Source organism: Marinospirillum perlucidum, from assembly GCF_003336805.1.
Taxonomy (GTDB): Bacteria; Pseudomonadota; Gammaproteobacteria; order Pseudomonadales; family Halomonadaceae; genus Marinospirillum; species Marinospirillum perlucidum.
Genome location: NZ_QFWJ01000001.1, coordinates 221,038 through 246,463, shown reverse-complemented (window position 1 = coordinate 246,463; position 25,426 = coordinate 221,038). Strand labels below are relative to the sequence as shown.

Annotated in this window: 20 protein-coding genes and 3 tRNA genes; 11 read left to right on the top strand and 12 right to left on the bottom strand. The window is 53.1% G+C overall.

Annotated elements, in window-relative coordinates; translation table 11 throughout:
- Nucleotides 1-90 precede the first annotated feature (90 nt).
- The 6 genes from clpX to DFK18_RS01170 form a co-directional block, all read right to left on the bottom strand.
- The gene (clpX, locus tag DFK18_RS01195; RefSeq protein ID WP_114416371.1) at nucleotides 91-1,371 is read right to left on the bottom strand and encodes an ATP-dependent protease ATP-binding subunit ClpX; all 1,281 of its coding nucleotides are present in this window, start codon (nucleotides 1,369-1,371) and stop codon (nucleotides 91-93) included.
- A gap of 72 nt (nucleotides 1,372-1,443) precedes the next feature.
- Nucleotides 1,444-2,061 carry an ATP-dependent Clp endopeptidase proteolytic subunit ClpP gene (gene clpP, locus DFK18_RS01190; RefSeq protein ID WP_425451583.1) on the bottom strand — a complete coding sequence of 206 codons (618 nt, stop codon included), beginning with the start codon at nucleotides 2,059-2,061 and terminating at the stop codon, nucleotides 1,444-1,446.
- 156 nt (nucleotides 2,062-2,217) lie between these two features.
- Nucleotides 2,218-3,519, bottom strand: coding sequence for a trigger factor (tig, locus tag DFK18_RS01185; protein WP_114416369.1), 1,302 nt, complete (start codon nucleotides 3,517-3,519; stop codon nucleotides 2,218-2,220).
- Between the two features lie 256 nt (nucleotides 3,520-3,775).
- Nucleotides 3,776-3,851: transfer RNA gene (locus DFK18_RS01180), tRNA-His, on the bottom strand.
- A 28-nt stretch (nucleotides 3,852-3,879) separates the two neighbouring features.
- Nucleotides 3,880-3,956, bottom strand: a tRNA-Arg gene (locus DFK18_RS01175).
- A 46-nt stretch (nucleotides 3,957-4,002) separates the two neighbouring features.
- Nucleotides 4,003-4,079: transfer RNA gene (locus tag DFK18_RS01170), tRNA-Pro, on the bottom strand.
- 218 nt (nucleotides 4,080-4,297) lie between these two features.
- On the opposite strand from DFK18_RS01170, the gene folD reads away from it, so the two are divergent.
- From folD to DFK18_RS01135, 7 genes are all read left to right on the top strand, one after another.
- Nucleotides 4,298-5,161: a bifunctional methylenetetrahydrofolate dehydrogenase/methenyltetrahydrofolate cyclohydrolase FolD gene (folD, locus tag DFK18_RS01165; RefSeq protein WP_114416368.1), complete on the top strand. Its 864-nt coding sequence runs from the start codon at nucleotides 4,298-4,300 to the stop codon at nucleotides 5,159-5,161.
- Nucleotides 5,162-5,240: 79 nt separating this feature from the next.
- Nucleotides 5,241-5,606 (top strand): response regulator, encoded by a 366-nt coding sequence (locus DFK18_RS01160; protein ID WP_114416367.1) that lies wholly within the window; start codon nucleotides 5,241-5,243, stop codon nucleotides 5,604-5,606.
- 8 nt (nucleotides 5,607-5,614) lie between these two features.
- Nucleotides 5,615-6,235 carry a chemotaxis protein CheX gene (locus DFK18_RS01155; RefSeq protein WP_114416366.1) on the top strand — a complete coding sequence of 207 codons (621 nt, stop codon included), beginning with the start codon at nucleotides 5,615-5,617 and terminating at the stop codon, nucleotides 6,233-6,235.
- Complete coding sequence (locus DFK18_RS01150) at nucleotides 6,232-7,659, top strand: GGDEF domain-containing protein (RefSeq protein ID WP_114416365.1); 1,428 nt, start codon at nucleotides 6,232-6,234, stop codon at nucleotides 7,657-7,659. Before DFK18_RS01155 ends, DFK18_RS01150 begins: the two co-directional genes overlap by 4 nt.
- An 11-nt stretch (nucleotides 7,660-7,670) precedes the next feature.
- Nucleotides 7,671-8,870 carry an amino acid aminotransferase gene (locus tag DFK18_RS01145; protein ID WP_114416364.1) on the top strand — a complete coding sequence of 400 codons (1,200 nt, stop codon included), beginning with the start codon at nucleotides 7,671-7,673 and terminating at the stop codon, nucleotides 8,868-8,870.
- Entirely contained in the window at nucleotides 8,851-9,867 is a 1,017-nt protein-coding gene (locus DFK18_RS01140; protein ID WP_114416363.1) for an asparaginase domain-containing protein, read from the top strand. The genes DFK18_RS01145 and DFK18_RS01140 overlap by 20 nt, the downstream gene beginning before the upstream one ends.
- 161 nt (nucleotides 9,868-10,028) lie before the next feature.
- Complete coding sequence (locus DFK18_RS01135; RefSeq protein WP_114416362.1) at nucleotides 10,029-10,706, top strand: helix-turn-helix domain-containing protein; 678 nt, start codon at nucleotides 10,029-10,031, stop codon at nucleotides 10,704-10,706.
- 39 nt (nucleotides 10,707-10,745) lie between these two features.
- Here the strand turns inward: DFK18_RS01135 and DFK18_RS01130 are convergent, their stop codons facing one another.
- A complete protein-coding gene (locus DFK18_RS01130; protein ID WP_114416361.1) occupies nucleotides 10,746-12,332 on the bottom strand; it encodes a peptide chain release factor 3 in 1,587 nt (528 codons plus the stop codon).
- 137 nt (nucleotides 12,333-12,469) lie between these two features.
- Between DFK18_RS01130 and DFK18_RS01125 the strand changes: the two genes are divergently transcribed.
- Together DFK18_RS01125 and DFK18_RS01120 are read left to right on the top strand one after the other, a co-directional pair.
- A complete protein-coding gene (locus DFK18_RS01125; protein WP_342769734.1) occupies nucleotides 12,470-13,780 on the top strand; it encodes an ATP-binding protein in 1,311 nt (436 codons plus the stop codon).
- Nucleotides 13,781-13,786: 6 nt separating this feature from the next.
- Nucleotides 13,787-14,341, top strand: coding sequence for a response regulator transcription factor (locus DFK18_RS01120; protein ID WP_114416359.1), 555 nt, complete (start codon nucleotides 13,787-13,789; stop codon nucleotides 14,339-14,341).
- On the opposite strand, the gene DFK18_RS01115 is transcribed toward DFK18_RS01120, so the two are convergent.
- On the bottom strand, nucleotides 14,338-15,009 hold the full coding sequence (locus DFK18_RS01115; protein ID WP_114416358.1) for an energy-coupling factor ABC transporter permease: 672 nt from the start codon (nucleotides 15,007-15,009) through the stop codon (nucleotides 14,338-14,340). The two genes, DFK18_RS01120 and DFK18_RS01115, sit on opposite strands and share 4 nt — an antisense overlap.
- Nucleotides 15,010-15,223: 214 nt before the next feature.
- Here DFK18_RS01115 and DFK18_RS01110 point away from each other — a divergent pair, with 214 nt between their 5' ends.
- Nucleotides 15,224-16,870 (top strand): methyl-accepting chemotaxis protein, encoded by a 1,647-nt coding sequence (locus DFK18_RS01110; protein WP_114416357.1) that lies wholly within the window; start codon nucleotides 15,224-15,226, stop codon nucleotides 16,868-16,870.
- Between the two features lie 201 nt (nucleotides 16,871-17,071).
- Here the strand turns inward: DFK18_RS01110 and DFK18_RS01105 are convergent, their stop codons facing one another.
- The 4 genes from DFK18_RS01105 to DFK18_RS01090 form a co-directional block, all read right to left on the bottom strand.
- Complete coding sequence (locus tag DFK18_RS01105; RefSeq protein ID WP_114416356.1) at nucleotides 17,072-19,447, bottom strand: diguanylate cyclase; 2,376 nt, start codon at nucleotides 19,445-19,447, stop codon at nucleotides 17,072-17,074.
- Between the two features lie 256 nt (nucleotides 19,448-19,703).
- Nucleotides 19,704-21,863 (bottom strand): ATP-dependent DNA helicase DinG, encoded by a 2,160-nt coding sequence (gene dinG, locus DFK18_RS01100; RefSeq protein WP_114416355.1) that lies wholly within the window; start codon nucleotides 21,861-21,863, stop codon nucleotides 19,704-19,706.
- Nucleotides 21,860-23,077, bottom strand: a complete 1,218-nt coding sequence (gene rhlB / locus DFK18_RS01095; protein WP_281269751.1) for an ATP-dependent RNA helicase RhlB — start codon at nucleotides 23,075-23,077, stop codon at nucleotides 21,860-21,862. Before rhlB ends, dinG begins: the two co-directional genes overlap by 4 nt.
- A 264-nt stretch (nucleotides 23,078-23,341) precedes the next feature.
- The gene (locus DFK18_RS01090) at nucleotides 23,342-24,478 is read right to left on the bottom strand and encodes a hypothetical protein (RefSeq protein ID WP_114416353.1); all 1,137 of its coding nucleotides are present in this window, start codon (nucleotides 24,476-24,478) and stop codon (nucleotides 23,342-23,344) included.
- A gap of 256 nt (nucleotides 24,479-24,734) precedes the next feature.
- On the opposite strand from DFK18_RS01090, the gene DFK18_RS01085 reads away from it, so the two are divergent.
- Entirely contained in the window at nucleotides 24,735-25,319 is a 585-nt protein-coding gene (locus DFK18_RS01085) for a superoxide dismutase (protein ID WP_114416352.1), read from the top strand.
- Nucleotides 25,320-25,426: the final 107 nt, after the last annotated feature.

Here is a 25,426-nt window from a genome sequence, read left to right as displayed (position 1 = left end):
CTCTTAATTCAGAATTCGGCAGGAAAGACACAGAAAAAAAGGGCGCCAGGCCCTTTTTTTCCTTTCCCTAAAAGTGGCAGGCAGCGTCAACTAGCCATCACGGTTGGCAGTCAGCTGCTCAACTTCTTCATTTTCATACAGCATCAAGGGCTTGGCATCCCCTTTGATCACTGTTTCATCCAGAACCACCTTGGATACTTTTTCCTGTGAAGGAATATCATACATGGTATCCAGCAGAACGCCTTCCAGAATAGAGCGCAGGCCCCGAGCACCCGTCTTGCGTTCCAGTGCTTTCTGGGCAATAGCACGCAAGGCTTCCTCACGAAATTCCAGCTCTACTCCTTCCATATCAAACAGCTTGGCATACTGTTTGGTCAGGGCATTCTTGGGCGCGGTCAGGATCTCGATCAAGGCGTCCTCATCCAATTCGGACAGGGTTGCCACAACAGGGAGTCGACCGATAAATTCGGGAATCAGACCGAAACGAACCAGATCTTCCGGCTCGATATCCACCAGGGTTTCCCCCAGACTCTTGTCTTCCTTGCTGACGATCGCAGCATTGAAACCGATACCGCCTTTTTCGGTTCTTTCACGAACCACTTTCTCCAGGCCGGCAAAAGCACCACCGCAGATAAACAGCATATTGCTGGTATCCACCTGCAGAAATTCCTGCTGGGGATGCTTACGGCCACCCTGAGGGGGAACGGAAGCCACGGTGCCTTCAATCAGCTTCAGCAAGGCCTGCTGCACCCCTTCACCAGACACATCACGAGTGATGGAAGGGTTATCCGACTTGCGGGAGATCTTGTCAATCTCATCAATATAAACGATGCCCTTTTGAGCCCGCTCGACATCATAGTCACATTTTTGCAACAGCTTCTGAATAATGTTCTCTACATCTTCACCCACGTAACCGGCTTCGGTCAGCGTGGTTGCATCCGCCATGGTAAAGGGAACATTGAGCATACGAGCCAGGGTTTCGGCCAGTAGTGTCTTGCCCGAACCGGTTGGACCGATCAGCAGGATATTACTTTTACCCAGCTCAACATCCTCATCACCCTTGGAGATGCCGGGACGCAGACGCTTGTAGTGATTATAAACGGCCACGGACAGAACCATCTTGGCGCGGTCCTGACCGATAACATAATCATCCAGATGCGCGCGAATTTCCCGTGGCGTCGGCAGACGCTCCTGCTCTTCTCCCAGCTCCTCATCCTGTAGCTCATTGCGGATGATATCGGTACACAGGGAGACACAGTCATCACAGATGTAGACCGAGGGCCCTGCTATGAGCTTTTTCACTTCATCCTGGCTTTTTCCGCAGAATGAACAATATAAAAGCTTGTCATTACTTTTTTTGCCGTCGGTCATGCTTTTACCCCATTCACTTCATCAACGAACCCGCCGAAACGCGGCGGGTTGTTCTCTTGATTTGCTGCCCAGTTACTCAGGACGTTTATCCAGCACTGAATCGATCAGGCCATAATCAACTGCCGTGGGACCATCCATGAAATTATCACGATCAGTATCCTTGGCAATGGTTTTCAGACTTTGACCCGTGTGCTGGGCAAGAATTCGGTTCAGCTTTTCACGAATACCCAGGATTTCACGGGTGTGAATCTCAATATCCGAAGCCTGACCCTGATAACCACCCAGCGGCTGGTGAATCATCATGCGCGAATTGGGCAGACAGTGGCGCTTGCCTTCTGCCCCGCCAGCCAGCAAGAGGGCACCCATGCTCGCGGCCTGACCAATACACATGGTAGAAACATCCGGCTTGATAAACTGCATGGTGTCGTAAATAGACATGCCAGCCGTTACGGAACCACCGGGAGAATTAATGTACAGGTAAATATCTTTATCAGGATTTTCCGATTCCAGAAAAAGCATCTGGGCAACAACCAGGTTGGCCATGTAATCTTCCACCTGGCCGACCAGGAAAATGACGCGTTCTTTAAGCAGACGCGAATAAATATCGTAAGAACGTTCCCCACGGGCAGACTGCTCTACCACCATGGGTACTAGACCACCGGCATTTTGAATATCCAAACTGTTACTCATTATTGCCCCGTTTTTAGCCATAAGTGATGTCTTAGTCTCTAAACTAACTGAGGATGGAAATAAATTCCACTAGGAATTAATCCTAACCCCAAAAAAACAACCGGCGCAAAAGCGCCGGTTTTAGCATAACAGCTGGCTAACCCTAAGGGCTCAACCTTACTGAGCAGGCATTGCCAGCTCTTTGAAGCTCTTGGTGACATCGGTCACTTCTGCTTCAGCCAGCAGCTTATCAACTACTTGCTGTTCCAGAGCCGCCGCCTGAATCTGACGCAGCATCTCAGGGTTGGACTTGTAATGCTCAACCACCTTCTCTGGCTCCTGGTAGGACTGAGCCATCTCATCAATCATGCCATCAACAACGGCTTCGTCAGCCTGCATTTCATTGGTTTTGATGATTTCACCAACCAGCAAGCCAAGAATGACATTATTTTTTGCCTGATCCTTGAACAGATCTGCTGGAATCTGGCTGATATCAAAATCTTCACCCAGGTTGTACTGCTGAGCCGCCTGACGACGCAGGTTATCCACCTCGTTATCAATCAGTGCTGCGGGCACCTCAATTGGGTTCGCCTTCATCAGGGCGTCAAAAACAGCCTGCTTGGTATTGTTACGAATCGCCTGCTTCAGCTGGGCTTCCATGTTCTTACGAACTTCCTTGCGGAAAGCTTCTTCACCACCTTCAGTCACACCAAAGGCTGCAAAGAATTCGTCATTCAGCTCAGGCAGTTTTTGTGCTTTGACTGAATTGATCTTGCACTGGAAAGTCGCTTCTTTACCAGCCAGATCTTCTGCCTGATAGTCTTCAGGGAAGGTCACCTTGACTTCTTTCTCGTCACCCGCCTTGGCACCTTGCAACTGTTCTTCAAAACCGGGAATAAAGGAGTTGGAACCCAGAACCAGATCATGGCCTTCAGCCTTGCCACCGGCAAAAGCTTCACCATCAATAAAGCCTTCAAAGTCCAGATTAACCTGGTCGCCTTCTTCAGCTGCCTTGTCTTCTTCTTCATAGCTGGCGCGCTGCTTACGCAGATCGGCAATCAGCTCTTCCAGATCGCCATCCTGAATCTCGGCTACAGGACGCTCGACCTTTTCACCTTCCAGCGACTTGATTTCAATCTCGGGATAAACTTCAAATTTGGCGGCAAATTCAAAAGGCTCGCCAGCCTTCATCTTCAAAGGCTCAATATCAGGCGTACCTGCAGGATTCAGTTCTTCCTGGGTAACGGCTTCAATAAAGTGCTCACGCATCAATTCAGAAAGAACTTCCTGGCGTACACTGTCACCGAAACGACTTTTAACAACACTCATAGGCACTTTGCCGGGGCGGAAGCCGTCAATCTTAACTTTTTTGGCAGTCTGCTTCAGACGGGCATCGACAGCGGTATCTACCTTCTCAGCCGGCACCTGAATGGTCAGACGGCGCTCCAGCGGGGAAGTCGTTTCTACGGAAACTTGCATGGATGATCCTCGTTAAACACTAAATGGGCTTTGCAAAATAAAATTTAAGCAACAGGTCTTAATTCCAAAGGAGGGATTTTAAGAGCAACAGGCCCCAGCAGCAAGCCGGGATACCGAAAAAATGCGATCAGATCAGCAAAAATGGGAAGTTCTGCACCAAAAAGGCACCTAATTGCTGCCTGCTGAAAAAAGGACGAACACAAAAAAGCCGCACCCATAATTTGGCGCAGCCTGATCAAACTAAATAAAGAAGGGATGGGGTGAACGATGGGGCTCGAACCCACGACCGCTGGAGTCACAATCCAGAGCTCTACCAACTGAGCTACGCTCACCACATAGGTCGTCTCGTTTAAGAGCGCTTGGCGCGCCCAGCAGGACTCGAACCTGCAACCTACGGCTTAGAAGGCCGTTGCTCTATCCGGTTGAGCTATAGGCGCTAAATTCATACCTGCTCGAGACTTTGCTTGTAACCACTCAATAAAGTGGTCGGGGTAGAGGGATTCGAACCCCCGACATCCTGCTCCCAAAGCAGGCGCGCTACCAGACTGCGCTATACCCCGTTTTGCTTTGCCAGCAAGGGCTTGCGAAGAAGTCCCTGCCAACGAGATGCGCATTATAGGGACTTATTTTTTTCGGTCAACCCCTTGAAGCAAAAATGTTTATTTTTTTACTTCGACAGACTTTAAAAGCCCGTAGAGTTTCCCTAGCCCCTCTGTCATGCGACAATATCCGCATCTTAATTTTCTTTTCTCTACCTTTGCAAGTGGAACCAGCCTAGATGAGCGCGCAACTGATTGATGGAAAACAAACAGCTCTTGATCTTCGTGAAGAAGTCGCCAATCGTGTCCAAGAACGTACCCAAGCTGGTAAAAGACCCCCTGCACTCGCCGTCATTCTGGTAGGCAGTGATCCCGCCTCGGAAGTCTATGTCCGCAATAAACACCTCGCTTGTGAAAAAGCGGGCATCCTCTCTCACTCCCACCCGCTGGAGGCAACCACCACTCAAGAGGAGCTGGAGAGGCTGATCGATCAACTGAATGCCGATACCTCGATTGACGGCATTCTTCTGCAACTGCCTTTACCTGAACACCTGAGCGCAGACCCTCTACTGGAACGCATCTCGCCCGACAAGGACGTAGATGGCTTTCATCCTTACAACCTGGGCCGCCTGGCCCAACGCCAGCCCCTGCTGCGCCCCTGCACTCCCAAGGGCATCATGACCCTGCTAAACAATCTGGGCGAGAACCTCAAGGGGATGAAAGCCACCATCGTCGGCGCTTCCAATATTGTCGGCCGCCCCATGGCTCTGGAATTACTGCTGGCAGGCTGCACGGTCACCGTCACTCACCGCTTCACCAAGGACCTGAAAGCCGAAGTAGCTGCCGCCGACCTGCTGGTCGTCGGTGTGGGCAAACCCGGGCTGGTCAAGGGGGAATGGATCAAACCCGGTGCCCTGGTGATTGATGTTGGTATCAACCGTCTGGAAGACGGCAGCCTGGCCGGGGACATTGAATTTGAAGCCGCCAGCCAAAGAGCAGCCTGGATCACCCCGGTACCCGGTGGCGTTGGCCCCATGACGGTTGCCAGCCTGCTGGAGAACACACTTCAGGCCTGCGAGCTGCACGATCCGCTTAAAAGTTGAACGGTGGACACCCTAACCGGAAGTGATTACCATTAGTTACACTAATTACACAACTTAAAAATCAACGGAAACCGAGCTCATGCCAAAAGTCCAACGTCTTCTTCTGGTTGATGACAGTCGCGTTGCCCGACTGACACTGAAGCACCTGCTGAACAATACCGGCTTGGAATTGGAAATCCATGAAGCGGGCAATGCTGACGAAGCCCTGGAAGTCTTTCAGGCCCAGCAGCAGGCTTTTGATAAGGCCTTGATCGACTATAATATGCCTGGTCGGGATGGCATCGAACTGGCGGGTGAACTTAAACAACTTCAACCCGACTTGTCGATGATCCTGGTAACTGCCAATATTCAGGATGCCATTCGGGAAAGAGCGGCCAACCTCAAGATGCAATTCCTGGGTAAACCGGTTGACCTGGAGCAGCTGACACAAATGATTAAGGGCTGAACTGCACCATGAGCAAGCTATTTACGGATGACGAACAGGAAACCATTGTCGAGTTGATGAATGTCGGCGTCGGTCGAGCCGCCAACTCCCTGTCTCGTCTGGTTCAGGATGAAGTACTGCTATCGGTTCCCAAGATAGACTTTGTTCAACTCGCCAGCGCTGAAAAAACCTTTGAAGAGCTTCTGCCCAAGGCCCTGGCAGGTGTAACCCAGGCTTTTGAAGGCTTTATCAACGGCAAAGCAGCATTGATATTTCCCGAAGAACGCAGCCTGGAGCTGGTGAGAATCCTGGTCGGTGATGAACTCAGTGCCAGTGAGATTTCCGAACTGGAACAGGATACTCTTGCCGAACTGGGCAATATTCTGTTGAATTCCTGTCTGGCCTCGCTGGCCAACATCCTGAAAAGGGAAATCAATACCTCCCTGCCTGAAGCCTACAGCGGTGATTACAAAAAAATGCTCCAACTGCTGTGCAATCAGGAAGATTCGCTGATCATGCTGGTCAAAATAGACTTCTCCCTGCGTCAACGCGACCTGCAAGGCTACCTGGCATTCATTATCGACCTGCACAGTGCTGCCGGATTTCATGCAGCCTTACAGGATTATCTGTCTGACCTGCTGGATCAATGAGCACTCAGAACTCCCTGACATCACTGACCTCAAGCAAGACCGCCCTGACCGGTCAGGAAGAGGTGATCAATCTCCTTGAGACAGGCCTGATCATCTGCAATGCTCAGGGCCAGATTCTCCTTTGGAACCAGTGGATGGTGCGAATCACCGGCATCGAGGAGGCGCAAGCACTTGATGCCAGCCTTATGAAGCTATTTAACCCGGCGCCGGCAACCACCCTTCTGGATGCCATAGATCAGGCCTGCAATGACCGCCTGTCACGCCGGCTGTCTTACCAGTTACACCCGGACCTGCTGCCCTTGAAACAGCTCAATGCCAGCAGCCCTCTACAGCACTCCATACTGGTGCGCCCACTGGAATTTGCCGGTGAAGCCGCCTGCTTACTGCAGATCAATGATGTTTCCAGCACGGTACGCCGGGAACACCACCTGAGAGAAGCAGAGGCGCTCCTGCGGCTGGAAAGAGAAATCCTCTCTCTGGTTGCTCACAACCAGCCAATCCAGGAAATCTGGCAAGCTTTATATCAGGGCATGGAAAAACTGGCTCCGGAAGCCAAGGCAGGCATTTTGCTACTGGATACTGAGGGCAAAAAACTTTACAACCCTCTGCCTAGCAATCATAACCTCTTCCCCCAGGAGCTTTCTTTGCAGGCCCAACTGCCCCCTGCACTGACCTATGTTCAGGGACAAACACAAAAATACCAACAAGCCCAGGGCGACTGGAGTCATTGGTGGTGTCATCCCCTATTGACGCCGGATAACCAGCTCACCGGTGTAATCCAACTGGTCTGGCCATCCCAACAAGAGCAGCCGACAAGCAGCTCAGCTCTTCTTGAACGGTCAGCCCAGCTGGCTGCCCTGGCTTTACAAAATCACCGCCAACTGCTGCAGGTCCGCTATCTGGCCGAACACGACAGTCTGACTGGCCTGGCCAACCGCAGCCTTTTAACACAGAAACTGCAGGAACTTTGCCAGACAGGTGACAAGCAACCCTTTGCCCTCCTGTTTATCGACCTGGATGGCTTCAAAGACACCAACGACCGCCATGGCCATGACGCCGGGGATGCTCTCCTGGTGGAACTGGCTAAACGCCTGGAGCAGCATCTGCCCCGGCAAGACCAGGCAGCCCGCCTGGGTGGTGATGAGCTGGTGGTCATCAGTCGCAGCACGCAAACCCAAAACGCTGCCTTTACACTGGCCCGCGAGCTGGGCCTGATTCTCAGCCAGCCCTTCAGCTGGCGGGACCTGACATTGCAAGCAGGAGCCAGCATAGGTATTGCCCTCTTCCCTGAAGAAGGCCAGACCCCCAATAGCCTTTTAACCCGAGCCGACAATGCCATGTACCTGGCGAAATCTCGAGGCAAAGGCCAGGCTGCCAGTTGCGATCTGCCCGGCGTGGTTTACAATAATTCAAACTCCCACTAAAAGGATAAAAGATGTTCGCACAAGTTGAACGCCTGCCTGCTGACCCCATCCTCGGTTTGACAGAAGCCTTTAACAAGGACACCAATCCCAACAAGATCGACCTGGGTGTCGGCGTTTATCGTAATGCTGAAGGCATCACTCCCATTATGCGAGCGGTCAAAAAGGCCGAAGCCCAGTTGCTTGAGCAGGAAACCACCAAAGCCTATATTGGCTCGCATGGCGACCCTCTTTTTGCCCAACACCTCCTGCCTTTGGTATTGGGAGCCAATTCCCCCGCCCTGGACGCTCAACGCGCCACCCTGACCCAGGCCCCTGGGGGTACTGGTGCCCTGCGTTTGGCTGCAGACTTCATTAAAAAAACAGCACCGGAAAAGAAAGTCTGGATTTCCAACCCCACCTGGCCGAATCACTACGCCATCTTCAAAGCTGCTGGCGTTGAGAAGGGCAACTATGCCTATGTTGATGCGAAAAGCAATGAACTGGATTTTCCAGCCATGCTGGCTGATTTGAAAGAAATCCCCCAGGGTGATGTGGTCCTGCTGCATGCCTGCTGCCACAACCCGACCGGTTTTGACCTCGACCAGGAACAATGGAAACAGGTGGCCGAAGTCCTTCAGGAACGCGAACTCCTGCCACTGATCGACTTTGCTTACCAGGGTTTTGGTCAGGGACTGGAAGAAGATGCTTGGGCGGTTCGCTTTCTGGCGGAAAAACTGCCGGAAGTCATGATCACTGCTTCCTGCTCCAAGAACTTTGGCCTCTACCGCGAAAGAACCGGGGCTTTTATCGCTCTGGCCGCCAACCGCGAAGACATGGAAAAGGTTCGCAGCCAGCTGGCTGTGGTGGCACGTTCCAACTACTCCAACCCGCCTGCCCATGGTAGTGCCCTGGTGGGTATTATTCTGGGAAGCCAGGAACTCAAATCCCTGTGGCAAGAAGAAGTCACTGAAATGCGTGAGCGGATCAATAACCTGCGCCAGGAATTTGTTCAGGCTCTGGAACCCTTCGGGCTGGCTGACAAGTTTGCCTGTGTTGCCCAGCAGCGCGGCATGTTCTCCTACTCGGGCCTGAAACCGGAAGAAGTCGAGCAACTGCAAAAAGAGTTCGGCATCTACATGGTGAAGACCGGGCGCATGAACATTGCTGGCTACAATCAGGACAACCTTCAGTACCTGTGCAAAGCCATCGCCAGTGTCTGTAAAACGTCTTAAAGTCATCTATACCGGCGGCACCCTGGGGATGCTACCCAGCCCCCAGGGACTGCAAGCTGCCGGTGATTTCCAGCAACGTCTGGAAAAAGCTCTCCCCAGCGACTGGCTCAAGCGCCAGCAGTTGGATCTTGACCTGGAAGCCTGGCAGCCTCCTCTGGATTCCTCAGCCATGCAACCCAGTGACTGGTTCCAGCTGGCGGCCCTGGCCCGCAAAGCAGAAAGCGATTATCACGGACTGGTTATTCTGCAAGGAACCGACACCCTCGCCTGGACAGCATCGGCCCTGTTTTGGCTTCTACCTGATTTTTCTCTACCCTTGATCCTTACTGGTGCACAGTACCCACTAGAAGCGCCCCTTTCTGATGCACTCAGTAATCTCCAGGAAGCCTTTTACTGGGCTAGCCAAGAAAACTTCAGCGGGATTTACCTCAGCTTTAACCAACAGCTGTTTGATCCTCGCAGCTGCCGCAAGGGCAGTAGTCAGGAACGCAATGCCTTTGCCAGCGTTGACAAGCTCCCCCTGGGTCACCTGGATAAACCTCCTTCACAAAGCGCTCTTCCCACTCATCCCGGGCAAGCCCTGCCCCGATTGAGCGAAGGCCAGTTAGCCTCACTGGCGTGCGACTTCCAACCCCGAATTCTCCGCTTGCCCCTGATTCCCGGCCTGCCCCAAGACTGGTCATTAACAGGCCTGGAAAACCTGGATGGCCTGCTCCTGGAAGGCCTGGGCAGCGGCACCACTCCTCCACTCCCGGCTTTTTTCCAGCAGCTGGCGACCTCCCAGTTACCGGTTGGACTGATTAGCCAATGCTGGTCGGGGGGCGTGCACTACCAGTACGCCGCCTCCCAAGCCCTCATTGAAGCCAAGGTTGTCAGCCTAGGCAAAGCCACACCGGAAAGTGCCCAAACCTGCCTGACCTGGCTGCTGGCTCTCAGCCGAGAAAACCTTGTTTCAGATCAAAAGATACCCGAACTCTGGCGTAAATATTGCATATAAATTGATCAAGGGGACAGGTTGTAACAGGTAACAGCATGTGAACCAGTTCAAGATTTATGGCATCTACCACAGATTAGGCATACCGCTTGCCATAATCTGGCATACAATGAATAACATAAATAATAACTACACAAAAAAATTCAGTCTGGAGGAGGTTAAGCATGAGTGATTTGGGAGAACGCATCAAACGGCTGAGACGGGCACGCAATCTAACCCAGCAGCACCTGGCCGATCTATTGAACATTGATCAGGGCGCGGTTTCACGCTGGGAAAGGGGCCACATCACCCCCTCGGCACGCTACCGCAAGGAACTGGAAAAAGTTCTTGCCGCCCCCCTCATGGAGTTGGATGAACCTCTTCTGGAAAGCGTTAACAAAGATTTACACTTCTCACTGATACTTGATTGCCAACTGCATGTACTCGCCGCTTCAGAAACAGCCCTGGCCATCAATGGTTGCCGCAGCCGTGAAGAACTCATAGGTAACACCTATCTTCCCCTGCTGGATGAGACAGCACTGAATCTTTACCACTGGATGAAGGATGCAGGCACCTTTGATGAAGGCATCAACTGGGCCAGATTCACCACTCCAACTCCAACCCTCCACTCCGGCTATCGCTGGATGGAAAGTCTCTGGATTCCCTTTCACCTAGCCAATGGCGATCTGGTATACCGCATCTGCAGCAAGCTATTGCAACAACCACCAGCTGAAGGCCTGGGACGTGCGGTTCTGGAAGTGGACGGCAAACAGCGAGAGCTGCTGATCCCCACCCCCAAGCGTCTACAAAAGGATCAGGAGCAGCCTGCAGCGACTCACCGGGACTGGCATCAAGCCATCTAGACCCTGCCACTCCTACCGGGCAGGGCCTAGCGGACCCTTTTAGTGTTCGCGTGTGGAATGGAAGGTAATATCGGGGAAGCGTTCTTCTGCCAGCTGCAGATTGACCCGGGTTGGTGCCAGATAGGTCAAGAGCCCGGCCCCGTCTTTCGCCAGATTATCTTCGGCCTTACGGCGGAATTCATCCAGCTTTTTGGGATCTTCGCAGTCGACCCAACGCGCCGTTTGCACGCTGACCCCTTCATAGAGACAGTCCACCTTATATTCATCCTTGAGGCGGAACATGACCACCTCAAACTGTAGTTGACCAACCGCACCCAGTATCAGGTTGTTGTTCTTGAAAGGCTGGAAAAGCTGCACGGCCCCTTCTTCCGACAGCTGCTGCAAACCCTTCTGCAACTGTTTCATTTTCAAAGGGTCCTTGGGACGCACCAGCTTGAAAAGCTCGGGAGCAAAATGCGGGATACCGGTGAACTTGAGATCCTCGCCTTCGGTAAAGGTATCGCCAATCTGGATGGTGCCATGGTTGTGCAGACCGATAATATCGCCAGACCAGGCTTCTTCCAGCAACTCCCTCTCGCCCGCCATAAAATTGACAGCATCAGCAATACGCACATCCTTGCCCGTGCGGCAGTGACGCATTTTCAAACCACGCGTGTACTTGCCTGAACAAACTCGCATAAAAGCAATGCGGTCGCGGTGCTTGGGGTCCATATTGGCTTGAATCTTGAAAACAAATCCACTGAACTTGTCTTCATCCGCAGCTACCGGCCGGGTTTCAGTCGGGCGTTCAGCAGGGGCCGGAGCCCATTCGACAAAATCGGTCAACATTTCGCGCACGCCGAAATTGCTCAGGGCTGTACCGAAGTAGACCGGCGTTAGCTGACCTTGCAAGAAGGCTTCCTGATCCCAGGGATGCGTTGCGCCCTGTACGAGCTCCAGCTCTTCAACCAAGGTCTCGTAGTCATCACCCAAAAAATCCCGGGCTTCCTGGGAATCCAGTCCCTTGATACGCTGATCATCCGGCAACAGATGCCCCTGACCCGGCGTAAACACATGAATCTCATCGTTATAGAGGTTATAAACGCCCTTGAACCACTGACCGGAGCCGATTGGCCAGTTAATCGGAGCGGCCTTGATCTTGAGGACTTCTTCGATTTCATCCAGCAGCTCGATAGGATCGCGAATATCCCGGTCCAGCTTGTTCACGAAGGAAAAAATCGGAGTATCCCGCAGACGGCAGACATCCATCAGCTTGATGGTGCGATCTTCGACACCCTTGGCCCCATCCACCACCATCAGGGCGGAATCCACTGCCGTCAGCGTCCGGTAGGTATCTTCAGAAAAGTCTTCGTGACCCGGAGTGTCCAGCAGGTTAACGATGCGATCGTTGAACGGAAACTGCATGACCGAGGAAGTAATGGAAATCCCGCGATCCTGTTCCATGGTCATCCAGTCAGAAGTGGCATGCTTGTCACTCTTCTTGCCTTTAACCGTACCGGCAGTCTGGATCAATTGACCAAGCAGCAACAGCTTTTCGGTAATAGTGGTCTTACCCGCATCCGGGTGGGAGATAATGGCAAAAGTGCGTCTTTTCTGCACTTCCTGGGTAATCTGTTTACTGGACATCCAACCCTCAAGCGTCTGGTTAAAAATGGCGGCTATTTTCGCTGATCTACTCGTCTTTAACAATGCCCAAGGGGAGGGAGCTGCAATCCCCAAGCATTTATCTTAAACTCTGTCCCTTCATTGAAGGAGTACCCGTCTTGCAAGATACCAATCCGACCCAACCCTTACCCCTGTCGACACCCGGCAGAAACCTGATGCGTCTCAGCCTGGTACGAGGCATCACCTGGACAGGGTTTCTGGGTGGTATCATCTTCGGACTGGAAGTCGTTCATTTCCAACTCAATATCCTCGCCGTTTTTTCCGTCATTATTACCATGGCGCTGATCAACCTGCTGACCTGGTGGCGCTTGAACTGGCCGCGGCCCGTGGCGGATATCGAGTATCTACTCCACTTGCTGGCGGATGTAGTGGGCCTGAGTCTGCTTTTTTACCTCACCGGCGGGGCCAACAACCCCTTTATTTCCTATTTTCTGGTCCCCCTGACCATCTCGGCTGCAACCCTGCCCTGGCGTTTCACCTGGATACTGGCCTGCTACATCCTGGCCTCCTACACTTTTCTGATTTTTTTTCATCATCCGGTTCCCCAGCTTAGCCACCAGCACCCTGCTTCCGGGCTGAGCCTGCATCTTTTGGGAATGTGGGTGAACTTTATCCTGAGTACCGGCCTGATTACTGTTTTTGTGTTCAAGATGGCCCAGTCCCTGCGTAATCGTGATGCCGACCTGTCGCAAACCCGGGAACAGGCCCTGCGTGATGAACAGATCATGGCTGTAGCCACCCAGGCCGCCGGTACCGCCCATGAGCTGGGCACGCCTCTATCGACCCTGGCGGTTATGCTCAAGGAAATGAGCAATGAACACCAGGATGACCCGGAATTGCTGACCGATTTGAAACTCCTGCGCCAGCAGGTGGATACCTGCAAGGTCACCCTCCAGTCGCTGGTCAGCAATGCCGATCGCTCACGCCTGCTAAACCCGGAAACCAAACCGCTGAAGGATTTTCTCAAGGAGGTACTGGAACACTGGGAAGTATTGCGCCCGGATGTGCGCTACTGTATCGACTGGCCCAAACCACCTACCCCCGAACCCTGGATACTCGCCGACATCACCCTGCAGCAGGCATTGATCAACCTGCTTAATAATGCCGCCGATGCCAGTGGCAAAAAGCCGGTTACCCTGACCATGGAATGGAATGCCGTGGAAGCCCAGATCGAAATTCATGATCAGGGCCCAGGTATTCCCATGGAAATCGCCGAACGCCTGGGACAAACCTTCATCTCCACCAAGAGCAAAGGCCTGGGCCTGGGCCTCTTTTTAACCCATGCGACAATTAACCGGCTTGGTGGCGCGGTTCGCCTGTATAATCATAGCCAGGGGGGTACGCTAACCGAAGTGCGCATTCCGGTTTTAGCGGCCCAGACTTCCCCTTCTAGCCGTTTGGAGAAATGATTCAGCATGAGCATCACAGACCAGCAGGAAGACAAGCTACGCATCCTGATCATTGATGATGATGAGATTTTCGGGCAGGTGCTGGAGCGGGCTTTCGGCAAACGTGGCTATGAAGTGGCCTATGTCCAGGATGAACACCAGGCCCTAGCCAAAACCCAGGATTTTGAGCCGGATTACATTACCCTGGATTTAAAGCTGGAAGGCAGCTCGGGTCTGAATTTACTGCCCCAGCTGGTCGAAGCCTCACCTCAATCCAAGATCGTGGTTTTAACCGGCTATTCCAGTATTGCCACAGCCGTTGAAGCCATCAAACTCGGGGCGGTTAATTATCTGTGCAAACCGGCCGATGCCGATGAAATCCTGGCCGCTTTCAATAAACAGGAAGGGGATCCGGATACCCCGCTGGCCGAGCAGCCCATGTCGGTCAATCGTCTGACCTGGGAGCACATCCAGAAGGTGCTGCATGAACATGACGGCAATATCTCGGCCACGGCAAGGGCTCTGGGCATGCACCGCAGAACCCTGCAGCGAAAACTGCAAAAACGTCCGGTACGTCGTTAGTTTTCATCCAGATAACGCTTGGGATCAAATGCCCGCACCCAGTCGGGCATAAAAGCGGTCAAACCTGTCAGGATCATGCCATTCACGACCGCTTCGGGCGGCAGTGTCAAAGGCAGAAACAGGAAGTATTCGCCTGACAGGCGGGCAAATTCATGGCCCGAGGTATAAATGGCTGTAATGGCGATCACCGCCAGCCCCGAACCCAGGGCAGCAGCTACGGCCCCGCCGGCTCCGGCCAGCAGCACAAAAATAAAGAAATTGGGTGGAAACTTCCATTCCACAAGGCGCCAGACCCAATGACTGATCGTCACCGGCAATAAACACACCACCAGCCCATTGATACCCAGCATTTCCCAGGGCGTCTTGCCCATCAGGGTCACACCCAGCAAAGCCAGACTGGTCGCCAGCAAGGCCATGGGCCAGTAGAACATCAAAGTCAGGCTGGTCGCCATCAACAGATGAATGGATACCGATAAATTAATATCCGCTCTTAACTGCCAGAGAAAAGCCACAACCAGAATACTGCCCAAAAAAAGATGCTGTAAGCCGGTTTCCCGCTTCAAGATCCGCCAAGGCACTCTGAACAAGGCAATAAAAACAAATAGCAACCAGATCACCAGGCTGATCCAGCCCAGAGCTCCCGGATCCAAACTTTGTGAAAAGCTCATTGCAAAAATACACCCAAAAAAGAAGTGGAATTTACCTAGGTTTGCTGGACTCTGTGTTCTTCGGCATTGTACGATAAAAAAAGATGCTTTATCACTTCACTAAACCACCAAATAATCAAGCAAGTGATGCCATCAAGCCCGAGTCAGTCAAAAAAAATAACGGGATTCCTACGCCACCTGATTATCTATCCTTGTTTGTTCAACTGGAGTCCTTATGCAAAACCATCTCCGGCTGATCGGCATTAATCTGCGCTTGTGGATTATCCTGCTGCTCGCCCTTGCCTTTCTTTTTGCGGTTACCCTACTGGCCAGTTATCAGGAACGTAAAGCCCTGATGCAGGAAAAGCAACTGCAACTTAGCCAAGTCACAGAAATAGCCCAGAATACCCTGGAACATTACCAGGATCAGGTGCAAGAAGGCCTGATTAGCGAAGAAGAAGCACGCCAAAAAGCCTTCACCCAGATCAGCCAGTTACGCTACACCACCGGCAATGATGAAGATTATTTCTGGGTAATCAGCCAGGAAGGCGTCATGCTGGCACATGGCACCCAGCAGGAATTGGTGGGTCGCGATCTTGCTAATCTAAAAGATCCAACCGGCTTTGCTTTTATCCAGGAAATGCTAGAGGGTGCTCAACAGCAAGGCCGGGGCGAAATCGAATATGTCTGGAACAAACCCGGTCATGATCAACCCGTTGCCAAGATGACCTACTATCAGCTTTATGAGCCCTGGGAAGTCATTATTGTATCCGGTATCTACCTGGATTCCCTGGAAGCCCAGTTCACCAGGCATACCCTGAACCTCCTGGCTATTTTTGCCCTGGCCGCGGTCACCATGATAATCATCATGTATGTGGTTATCCGCTCCATCCAGTCGCCACTCAAGGATATGCTGATCCGCATGCGTGAAATTGCCGATGGCGATGGTGACCTGACTCACCGTCTACCGGAAAGCGGCAAAGACGAACTCATGCATATCAACCGGGCTTTTAATCGCTTTATCAGTAAAATCCAGGAACTGGTCAGAGAATCCCGGGAAACGGCGCTTTCCGTTTCTGCTGCTGCAGAAGAACTATCTACCGTCACACAGCAGAGCGCTCGCACGGTGCAGCAGCAAAGCCAAGAAACCGATCAGGTGGCTACAGCCATGAATGAAATGACTGCCACCGTCCAGGAAGTCGCCAGCAATGCTACTTCTGCTGCCTCGGCGGCCTCCCAGGCCAATCACCAAACCCAGTTGGGTCAGGGACGCCTGCAGGAAACCATGCAAACCCTGGAACAGCTAGATCAAAGCATTAAAACCACCGCCGACACCCTGGAAGAATTGAAAGCGGGCACAGCCGACATCGGCACCATCATGGATGTCATCAGTGATATTGCCGAACAAACTAATCTGCTGGCCTTGAATGCGGCCATAGAAGCGGCTCGAGCCGGTGAACATGGCCGAGGGTTTGCCGTGGTGGCTGACGAAGTTCGCAGCCTGGCTGCCCGTACCCAGGATTCAACCGGCGAAATCCGCGATATGATCGAACGCCTCACCAATGAAGCTGAACGCTCCTTCAAGGCCATGGCACACAGTAGTGACCAAGCCATCGAAACGGTGGCCCATGCTCAGGAAACCTCCAAGTCGCTGGAAGAAGTCGCTGCAGCAATTCAGACCATTGCCGATATGAACACCCAGATTGCCAGTGCTGCCGAACAGCAGGCCGCTGTGGCAGATGAAATCAATCGCAATGTCGTCAATATTAACGAGCTCTCCAGCCAGACTGAAGAAGGCTCCGAACATACCACTCAAGCCAGTGAAGAGCTGGCCAGCCTGGCAGAAAAACTCAACGCCCAAGTCAGTCAGTTCCGAACCTAGTCAGCTCCTGCCACCCCTCAAGAGAAATCCATCTCTTGAGGGGATTCAGGTTGTACCAGCCTGCTTGGTCTGAGTTCACAGCAGGCCAGAAGCAGAAGCCTACCTGGGAGCCTCGATTGACGCGATGAGCGAAGTTTGGGGCTGAATTCCCTGCTGATGAATTCCAATAGCTACCAGATTCTCGGGGCTGCAGCGCAGGATTTAATCAGAGATTTCCGCGCTGGGCTGGGCTTCACGCAGCCTTGCCACTACCCGATTCCGCCCTGCCGCCTTGGCTTCATAAAGCAGTTGATCGGTGGCAGAAAGCAACTGGTCTGGGCTGGCATACCCCTGATTACAGACTACACCGGCACTGACAGTCTGGTGGATGCCCTGGAAAAAATACTCCATCGCCGTTGCCTTGCGAATCTTCTCGGCGACCTGAGCGGCCTGCTGCAAATCGGTTTCCGGGCAGATCAGCAGAAATTCCTCACCACCCCAACGCCCGAAAACATCACTGCTGCGAATACGCTGAGCGACCAGATCGGCAAAGGTGGTAAGAACCAGGTCCCCGACCTGATGACCCTGTTCATCATTGACGCGTTTGAAAAAATCCAGATCGAATAGAATTAGAGATAACGGGCGTTGATAACGCTGGGCAAACGTCAGTTGCTCCTCCAGCACCCTGTCCAGATAGTGGCGGTTATAACAACCGGTTAACTTGTCGGTAATGGATAGATGCTCAAGCTCAGCATTTTTCTCGCGTAATTCGGCTTCAGTAAAAGTCAGCTGCTGATTAACCCGCTGGATCTTGCGATTAAGCTTGACCAGATGCAGGCTGTAAATTCCCAAAAGCAAAAGCAGGCTTAAAAGAGCCGCTGCCCCCGGCAGAATACGCCGCCAGGGCAGACCTTCATCGCCACCGGCATTGACCCAACGGTTATAGATACGCGTGTGCTCTTCGGGACTAATGCTGGCCAGCGCCTTCTCCACAATGCTGACCATCAGCGGCCAATCATCGCGCACGGCCATACTCAAATCAAAAGAGTAAGGTGCTTGTCCGGAGATCTTCAAATTAGCCAAACCCTGGGTTTTGATCAGGTTGGAGACAACTGCCAGATTGCCGACAAAAACATCGCCTTCACCAGAGGCCACCCGCTGCAAAGCCTCTTCGGCACTGGCGACCCGCAACAGGTTTAAATCCAGGGTATCCTGACTGAGCAGTTCATCCGAGACATAATCCTTGACCACCATGACTTCCAGATCTCGCAAATGATCCATACTGGCCAGGTAGCCCATGGAATCCCGAGTCACCATCACCATGGGGGAACGCACCAGGGGATCAGTAAAATTGAGATAACGGCGCCTTTCCGGAGTAGAGGTCACAGCAGGCAGCAGATCCACCTCCTTGGCGCGTATCGCCTCTAGCACTTGCGGCCAGGTCAATCCCTTGACCAATTCAATCGAGATCCCCAAGCGCCTTTCCAGCAAATCCAGATAATCGGAACTGATGCCCTGAAGCCTCTGCTCACTATCGTAATATTCGAAAGGTGGCCAGTCCGGGTCTACCGCTACCCGTAGCTGCTCCAGGCCGCGAAGAAAATCACGCTCTTCAGGATTGAGGTCGATCTGGGGACCGGAAGTGAAGACCAATCCCCGTGCTCCTTGAGCAGTCTCCTCGACAAGATCATGACGATTCAACTGATCCAGAATATATTCCAGTCGCCCCCGATCCAGCTGCCCCAAAGGAAGGGTGTGTCGCGAGATCAAAGGCTCCAGGCCGTAGGCTTCCTGCATCAGGGCATTGCGGCTTTTCCCCTGGGTGTTGTACTTCTGATAGATTAACTCAACCATTTCCGCCTTGTTATCCAGGGCGTACTCCCAGCCTTTGATGACCGCCCGACGCATGGCCTCCACCCTGTGCGGGTTCTCCCTGGCCTCACGTGCATGGGTAAAGAGAATATCGCCATAAAAATCCTGGCCATAATGCTTGGGATCAAGTAAGCGCACTTCATAACCCAATTCGCGCAAGCGGTGGGGTTCATTGGTGTTATAAGCTGCCACTGCATCGACCTGGCCACTGAGCAGGCGGTTAAGACGTTCATTCCAGGGAGCGCGAATCAAACCTTCTTGCAAGACGCCCTGTTCAGCCAGCATCGCCAGAAGACCGATACCATCTGAATCATTTTCGTAAAAAGCCAGCTTTTTGCCGACCAGATCCTGAGGGGTTTCTATGCCGGAACTGGCCAGAGTCATCAAAACATTGGGGGAATGCTGGAATATGGGAGCAACGAGTACGACCCCCTGATCCTGATCCTGATAGAGAAAAAGCACTGAATCAGCCACACCATAATCAGCCTCGCCGTTCAGTACCTGGTGGATGTTATTTTTGCTGGGATCTCTTTCAACCAGGGTGACTTCCAGACCTTCATCGGCAAAATAGCCGCGTTCCAGCGCGGCATAGTAGCCAGCAAACTGAAACTGATGCAGCCACTTTAGCTGCAAGGTAATCTTATCGGCTGCCTGCAGGGGTGCAGTAACCACCAGCCCCAGCAGGACCAGTAGAAGAGTAAAGATGACAGCTCGAGGCCTGGACATCGGCTTTGCCCTCGGGGTTAAGCTTGCCTGGCGATTGCCAGGGCACTAGCAGGCGGGCCGGACGGAAAGTCCCAGACTCAATAGGGCTTCCAGTCCCCAGTAAATAACCCCTTGTCGAGAATTAATACCGGTACGTCTTCAGAATCACATCAGGCCTCACTGATATAAGTCAATATAATACAACCTCCCTACAAATGGAATTATCCGGCAACAAATAGTTACAATAAAAGTAGGGCTAAAAAGTCTTAGGACAAGATCAACGACTAAGTTGGCGAGTAAAAGGCGGCAGGCTATTAAGCAGTTGACTGCCATAACGCTTGGTGAGGATACGTCGATCCAGCAGGGTAATCCGCCCCTCATCGTCTTCCTTGCGAATCAGACGACCGCAAGCCTGGACCAAGCGAATGCTGGCATCGGGAACGGTAATCTGCATAAAGGGGTTACCACCGGTGCTTTCAATCCACTCGGCCAGCGTGGCTTCCACCGGATCATCAGGGGTTGAAAACGGCAGGCGAACGATCACCACATGGGTCAGATAACGTCCGGGCAGGTCAATCCCTTCGGCCAGAGATGCCAGACCAAAGAGGATACTGGGCTTTTTGCCATCAATCCTCTCGCGGTGCTTTTCTATCAAGCGTTTTTTGGACAAGTGATCCTGTGTCAGGGTGACCCTTTTCAAGGGGGCAGCCAGGGTGTCGAAGACTTCATTCATCTGCCGGCGCGAAGAAAAGAGCACCAGAGCAGCCGCCTGGGGGTGGTTCAGCTCGGTTTCAATATAATCAAGAATAGCCTGGGTGTGAGTCTCCTGCTGACTGGGGTCACAAGCTGCAGAAGGAACCTCCAGAACACCCAGACGCGGATAATCAAAGGGACTGGGATAGGCTTTGCAGGGGGTGGCCTCGGCCAGTCCCGCCCTTTGCTTAAGACGATCAAAACGTCCCAGGGCCGTCAGGGTCGCTGAAGTCAGCGTGCTACCAAAACAACGCGACCAGAGACGATAGGCCAGATCACCGGCAGCAGTAACGGGGCTGGCCGCCAACTCCAAGTCCTCATCCCCTTCATTCAAACGATGCAAAAGCAGCCAACGCGCCAACGGTGGTCGACCCTCCTCATCTTCAAGGGCACAGAGGCTCCATAGCTGGTGGGCAGCCAGGGCGCGCCCATGCAGCAGCGCCAGCAGAGGCTGCCACTCGGCAGCAATATCGCTATCGAGCGAAGTGTTCTTCTCGGGGTCCTGAGCTTCACGCAACTGGTTGACCAGGGATTCCAGATGCCGGGAAAGGCTAGCGAAATAGGTTTGCAGCTGTTCGGCAAAGGCTTTCATGCCCTCGGGCAATTGCCCCTGGGGCCAGCGATGCACCGGAGCGGAGCGGTTATAGCCTTCCTGAAAACTGGTCTGATCACGAAGCTGGGTATAAAGACTGCCCAGGTCCCGAATCAAATCCTCCAGGGGAACAAACAACTGATTCAAGGAGCGGGTCGCAGCAGGGCTGGCCACCAGGGCCTGGAGTAAATCCTTCTGCGATTTTTTCAGCAGGTTCAGCCACTTCAAGGAAGTATTGAAACGAAAACTGGCTGCAAAGTGGTTGATGGCCTTATCGGGTAGATGATGAGCCTCATCAAAAACATAGTAGCTCTGCTCGGGCGCTGGCAGGATCACCCCGCCCCCCAATGCCAGGTCTGCCAGAACCAGGTCATGATTGGCCACGATTACATCCGCCTGTTCCAGCTCACGCCGAGCATTATAAAAAGGACAGGCTGCGGCAAAATGCGGACAACGCCGGTTACTGCATCGCTGGTGGTCGGTGGTCAAGCGATCCCAAAGCTCCTGGGGAAGTTTTTCTTCCAGACTGTCCCTGTCACCTGACCAACGACCACTGGCAAAATCATCCAGCAATTGGGTTAACAGCTCTTCATCACGAGCTACCGGTGTATTGGAAAGGAGCTCTTTTTCAAACAGATTCAAGGTGGGATTGTCATCTTCCTGAGCCGTTTCTCTCAGACTCGCCGCCACCTTGGCCAGTTGGCTGGTGCAGAGATAACGCCCCCGGCCTTTGGCCAGGGCGAAATTGAAATCCAGGGAGGTGAGTTTTTTTAGGTCCGGCAGATCCCGGTAGAGGAGCTGTTCCTGGAGTGCCACGGTTGCAGTCGAGATGACCAGGCGCTTTTTACGCGCCTGAGCCAAAGGCAGGGTGGCCAGGAGGTAGGCCAGGGTTTTACCTGTCCCTGTGCCTGCCTCAATGGCCAGCAGATGATTATTGCCCTGGCGACGCCCTTCGTCATCTTCTTCGATAGCAGCGAAGCTCTTGGCAATATCCGCAATCATTTGCTTTTGGCCGCCCCGTGGTTTGACGTCGCGGCCTTGCAAAAACTCCCGATAGGCTTGCTGGATTACGGCCTGATACTCAGGCTTCATGCACCCTCTTCTTCCTGCTGCAGATCAGCGGGGGGATGCACGCAAGGCAGTTTGCTCTTGATGTAGTCTTCAATCGCAGGCAAAGCAAAGGCATCTTCCTCACCGATAAAGCTGATGGAAGTGCCCTCGGCACCAGCTCGACCGGTACGCCCGATCCGGTGCACATAGTCTTCCGGATCTTCAGGCAGGGTGTAGTTGATCACATGGCTGATATCATCAATGTGAATACCCCGTCCCGCGACATCGGTAGCGACCAGCACTTCGATTTTACCTTCACGGAAGTTTTCCAGCGTGGAGATACGTTTTTTCTGCTCCACTTCACCGGAGAGCATGGCAACCTTGATGCCTGCTTTTTTCAACGCCTCGAACACCTGGCGCGTGGTATCGCGGCGGTTACTGAACACTATCACCTTGCTCAGTTGCCAACGCTTGATCAGACGGGTCAGGAGGCCCGGCTTGTCCTGATCAGTCACCAGAAAAGCATGCTGGTCAATGTTATCAGCGGTCTGAACCTTGGTGGCAATTTCCACACGCTGCGGATTCACCGTCCACTGAGCAGACAGGTTGAGAATATCCTGGGTAAAGGTGGCTGAATACAGCAGTGTCTGGCGCTCTTCCTTGGGTGGAGTTGCACGGATAATCCGTTTCACATCGGGGATAAAGCCCATGTCGAGCATGCGGTCGGCTTCATCCAGAACCAGGACTTCAACTTCACGCAGGTCGACATCCTTCTTGCTGTGAAAATCCAGCAGTCGACCGGGCGTGGCCACGAGCAAATCAATGGCTTCACTACGCAGTTGATCTCTCTGTTTAACATAATCCATCCCCCCGACCACGGACAGCAGTTTGAAGGGGGTGTAACGCATGAGGATTTCGGCATCCTTGCAGATCTGCAGAACCAACTCCCGCGTAGGTGCCAGGATCAGTGCACGAGGAGCACCAATACGACGGCCCTCGGGCAGATCTTCTTCCAGCAGGTAAGTCAAAATGGCGATCAGAAAGGCAGCGGTCTTGCCGGTACCTGTTTGTGCCTTGCCGATCAGATCCACGCCATGCAGGGTATAAAGCAGGGATTCCGCCTGGATGGGCGTGCAATACTCGAACCCTTCGTCATGGATGGATTTCATCAGTGGCAGGGGCAGGTTGAAATCATGAAAGCGCACCTTGCCTTCTGCTTCTGGCACCGGGAATTGATCCAGCGTCCAGTCACCCATAGCAGCCTTGGCCTTTTCCTGACGCTCCTTGAAAACCTCGGAGACCTTGGCAGTGTTCTTGGGGGCTGCTGAAGGACGCCGCCCACCAGCAGAACGCTTGGGGTTACGACGGCGGCGACGCTTGTTGGGAGCCTTGCTGGGGGAAGAATTCTTTTCCGAAGATGCGGCAGACGAGTTTGTCAAAACGCGACCTCAAAGTATAAGTAAATGTTGACCTGTTTCCTGTAGCAGGCGGCGTATGATAGCAAGTTTACCTGCCAGCGCCTAACGCCCCTGCTGCAATTCACGCACATCATCCAGCAAACGGGTCACCCGGCTGGTTAGTTGATTGCGACTGGCCTCCAGAGAGGCAAGGATTTCATCATATTCCTGCAAGCGTGCCTCCAGTCCTTCAGGCGCAGCATTACCCGGCTGGTTTTCCAGTTCAGCCAGACGGTTTTCCGCTGCTTCCAGTCTTGACCGCAATTGTGAAACCGCTTCACGGTTATCCTGCTGACGTAGCTGCTGGCCCAGGGTCGAAGCCGTCAGGCTGACCTCTGCCAGGCGATTGGAGTAGCTCGCCACTTCAGTGTTCAACTGGGCAACTTCTTCACTCAAACGCTGATTCAGCTGCTCCAGCTTTTCAGTCATCTGCGTCTGTTGGCTGGCCACCTCTGTAATCTCGGAATCGGTGGTTTCAAGACCGGACTGAAGCGCGGCCACTTCTTCCTGAAGGGTTTCTATGGCGGGCAGGTTACGCTGATGAGCCACCACCCAGAGTTTGCGAATTTCGCTATCCGCCCACTCCAGCTTTTCAGAAAAAGTGCTTCCGGCCTCGCTGAGGTCTTCGCCGGTTTCCGAGAGGCGGATTTCCAATTCCTGAACCCGTCCACCCAGGGATTCCAGGCTGGCCTGCTGTTGTTCGGCCCGCTGATACTGCCAGCCACCAAATCCCAGTCCGGCCACGGCTAACAAGAGCGCCACCACAGCCAGCCAGGAAATACCACCGGAACCCTGGCCGCCTCCGGAAACAGCCGCTGGCGGTGATGAAGGGGGTTCCTGATAGGTTCCTGTTGGGGCCTGTGTCCCCGGAGAGGCTGAACGGCTAGATTGCGTCGGCTCAGGGCGAGCGGCAGCAGCAGTCTTCTGTTCAGCTTCGCGAGCTGCTGCTTTTTCAGCCAGGCGACGACGAACTTCTGCCCGAGCCGCCTCTGAAGCCTGGCGCTGAGGGGCAGGCTGCCCTTCACGAGCGGCATTGGATGACGACCGGGGCGATGAAGCTGTCTGCTTCTGATCCGTCGAAGCAGGCCGGGCTTCATGGGGCTGAGCCGAGGAGGAATCCCGGGAAGGCTTACTGCGTCGAGTCGAGGGCTGGCTGTCTTCATCAGGAAGAACCAGCCGCGGTTCTTTACGATCAGGCATGCGTCGGACACCAAGTTGAACAAAAGTGGCATTTTGCCAAGTGTCGGCTTCTGCGGCTACCCCTGAGGAGCAAACAGCAATACTTGAGTCCAAGGGTCGGATTTGTCATCCAGCCGTCCTGCTGCTATGATTCCGAGAGTTTTCATTGATTTGCATCACAAGGGTTGAAATTCTTTTCAACCGCCACCAAGTCAATTATTCAAGCAAGCTTTGATGAGCACAACTCGTTCGTGAGTAATGATTAAGGAGACCTAAAATGGCTTTTGAACTACCTGCACTGCCGTACGAAAAAAATGCGCTGGAACCGCACATGTCTGCTGAAACGCTTGAGTACCATCACGGCAAGCACCACCAGACCTACGTGACCAAGCTTAACGGTCTGATCTCCGGCACCGAGATGGAAGGTAAAAGCCTGGAAGAGATCATCAAGGCTGCTGAACCTGGCCCTCTGTTCAATAACTCTGCCCAGGTTTGGAACCACACCTTCTTCTGGAACTGCCTGAGCCCTAATGGCGGTGGCGAACCTACTGGTGCTGTTGCCGATGCCATCAAGGCCAAGTGGGGTTCCTTTGAAGACTTCCAGAAAGAATTTGAAGACAAGGCGGCCAACAACTTTGGTTCCGGCTGGACTTGGCTGGTTAAAAACGCCTCTGGTGATCTGGAAATCGTCAACACCTCCAATGCCGGTACCCCCATGACCGACGGTAAAACAGCCCTGCTGACCGTTGATGTCTGGGAGCACGCCTACTACATCGATCACCGTAACTCTCGTCCTAACTACCTGAAAGCCTTCTGGGCCCTGGCAAACTGGGACTTCGTTAACGAGAACTTTGCTGGCTAATCAGCCCAATCGTTAATTTGTTACCAAACCCAGCTTCGGCTGGGTTTTTTTGTGACTTTTTTCCACGAATCTGCTTTACCTTAAGGACTAATCTTCTCTAACCTCTG

Excerpts from the sequence above, each read along its gene's own strand:
- dinG (WP_114416355.1), bottom strand. The coding sequence starts at position 21,863 with ATGAAGCCTGAGTATCAGGCCGTAATCCAGCAAGCCTATCGGGAGTTT.
- DFK18_RS01155 (WP_114416366.1), top strand. The coding sequence starts at position 5,615 with ATGAGCAAGCTATTTACGGATGACGAACAGGAAACCATTGTCGAGTTG.
- DFK18_RS01115 (WP_114416358.1), bottom strand. The coding sequence starts at position 15,009 with ATGAGCTTTTCACAAAGTTTGGATCCGGGAGCTCTGGGCTGGATCAGC.
- clpX (WP_114416371.1), bottom strand. The coding sequence starts at position 1,371 with ATGACCGACGGCAAAAAAAGTAATGACAAGCTTTTATATTGTTCATTC.
- DFK18_RS01105 (WP_114416356.1), bottom strand. The coding sequence starts at position 19,447 with ATGTCCAGGCCTCGAGCTGTCATCTTTACTCTTCTACTGGTCCTGCTG.
- DFK18_RS01130 (WP_114416361.1), bottom strand. The coding sequence starts at position 12,332 with ATGTCCAGTAAACAGATTACCCAGGAAGTGCAGAAAAGACGCACTTTT.
- tig (WP_114416369.1), bottom strand. The coding sequence starts at position 3,519 with ATGCAAGTTTCCGTAGAAACGACTTCCCCGCTGGAGCGCCGTCTGACC.
- DFK18_RS01120 (WP_114416359.1), top strand. The coding sequence starts at position 13,787 with ATGAGCATCACAGACCAGCAGGAAGACAAGCTACGCATCCTGATCATT.
- DFK18_RS01135 (WP_114416362.1), top strand. The coding sequence starts at position 10,029 with ATGAGTGATTTGGGAGAACGCATCAAACGGCTGAGACGGGCACGCAAT.
- DFK18_RS01150 (WP_114416365.1), top strand. The coding sequence starts at position 6,232 with ATGAGCACTCAGAACTCCCTGACATCACTGACCTCAAGCAAGACCGCC.
- folD (WP_114416368.1), top strand. The coding sequence starts at position 4,298 with ATGAGCGCGCAACTGATTGATGGAAAACAAACAGCTCTTGATCTTCGT.
- DFK18_RS01160 (WP_114416367.1), top strand. The coding sequence starts at position 5,241 with ATGCCAAAAGTCCAACGTCTTCTTCTGGTTGATGACAGTCGCGTTGCC.
- DFK18_RS01085 (WP_114416352.1), top strand. The coding sequence starts at position 24,735 with ATGGCTTTTGAACTACCTGCACTGCCGTACGAAAAAAATGCGCTGGAA.
- DFK18_RS01090 (WP_114416353.1), bottom strand. The coding sequence starts at position 24,478 with ATGCCTGATCGTAAAGAACCGCGGCTGGTTCTTCCTGATGAAGACAGC.
- clpP (WP_425451583.1), bottom strand. The coding sequence starts at position 2,061 with ATGAGTAACAGTTTGGATATTCAAAATGCCGGTGGTCTAGTACCCATG.
- rhlB (WP_281269751.1), bottom strand. The coding sequence starts at position 23,077 with ATGGGTGACTGGACGCTGGATCAATTCCCGGTGCCAGAAGCAGAAGGC.
- DFK18_RS01145 (WP_114416364.1), top strand. The coding sequence starts at position 7,671 with ATGTTCGCACAAGTTGAACGCCTGCCTGCTGACCCCATCCTCGGTTTG.
- DFK18_RS01110 (WP_114416357.1), top strand. The coding sequence starts at position 15,224 with ATGCAAAACCATCTCCGGCTGATCGGCATTAATCTGCGCTTGTGGATT.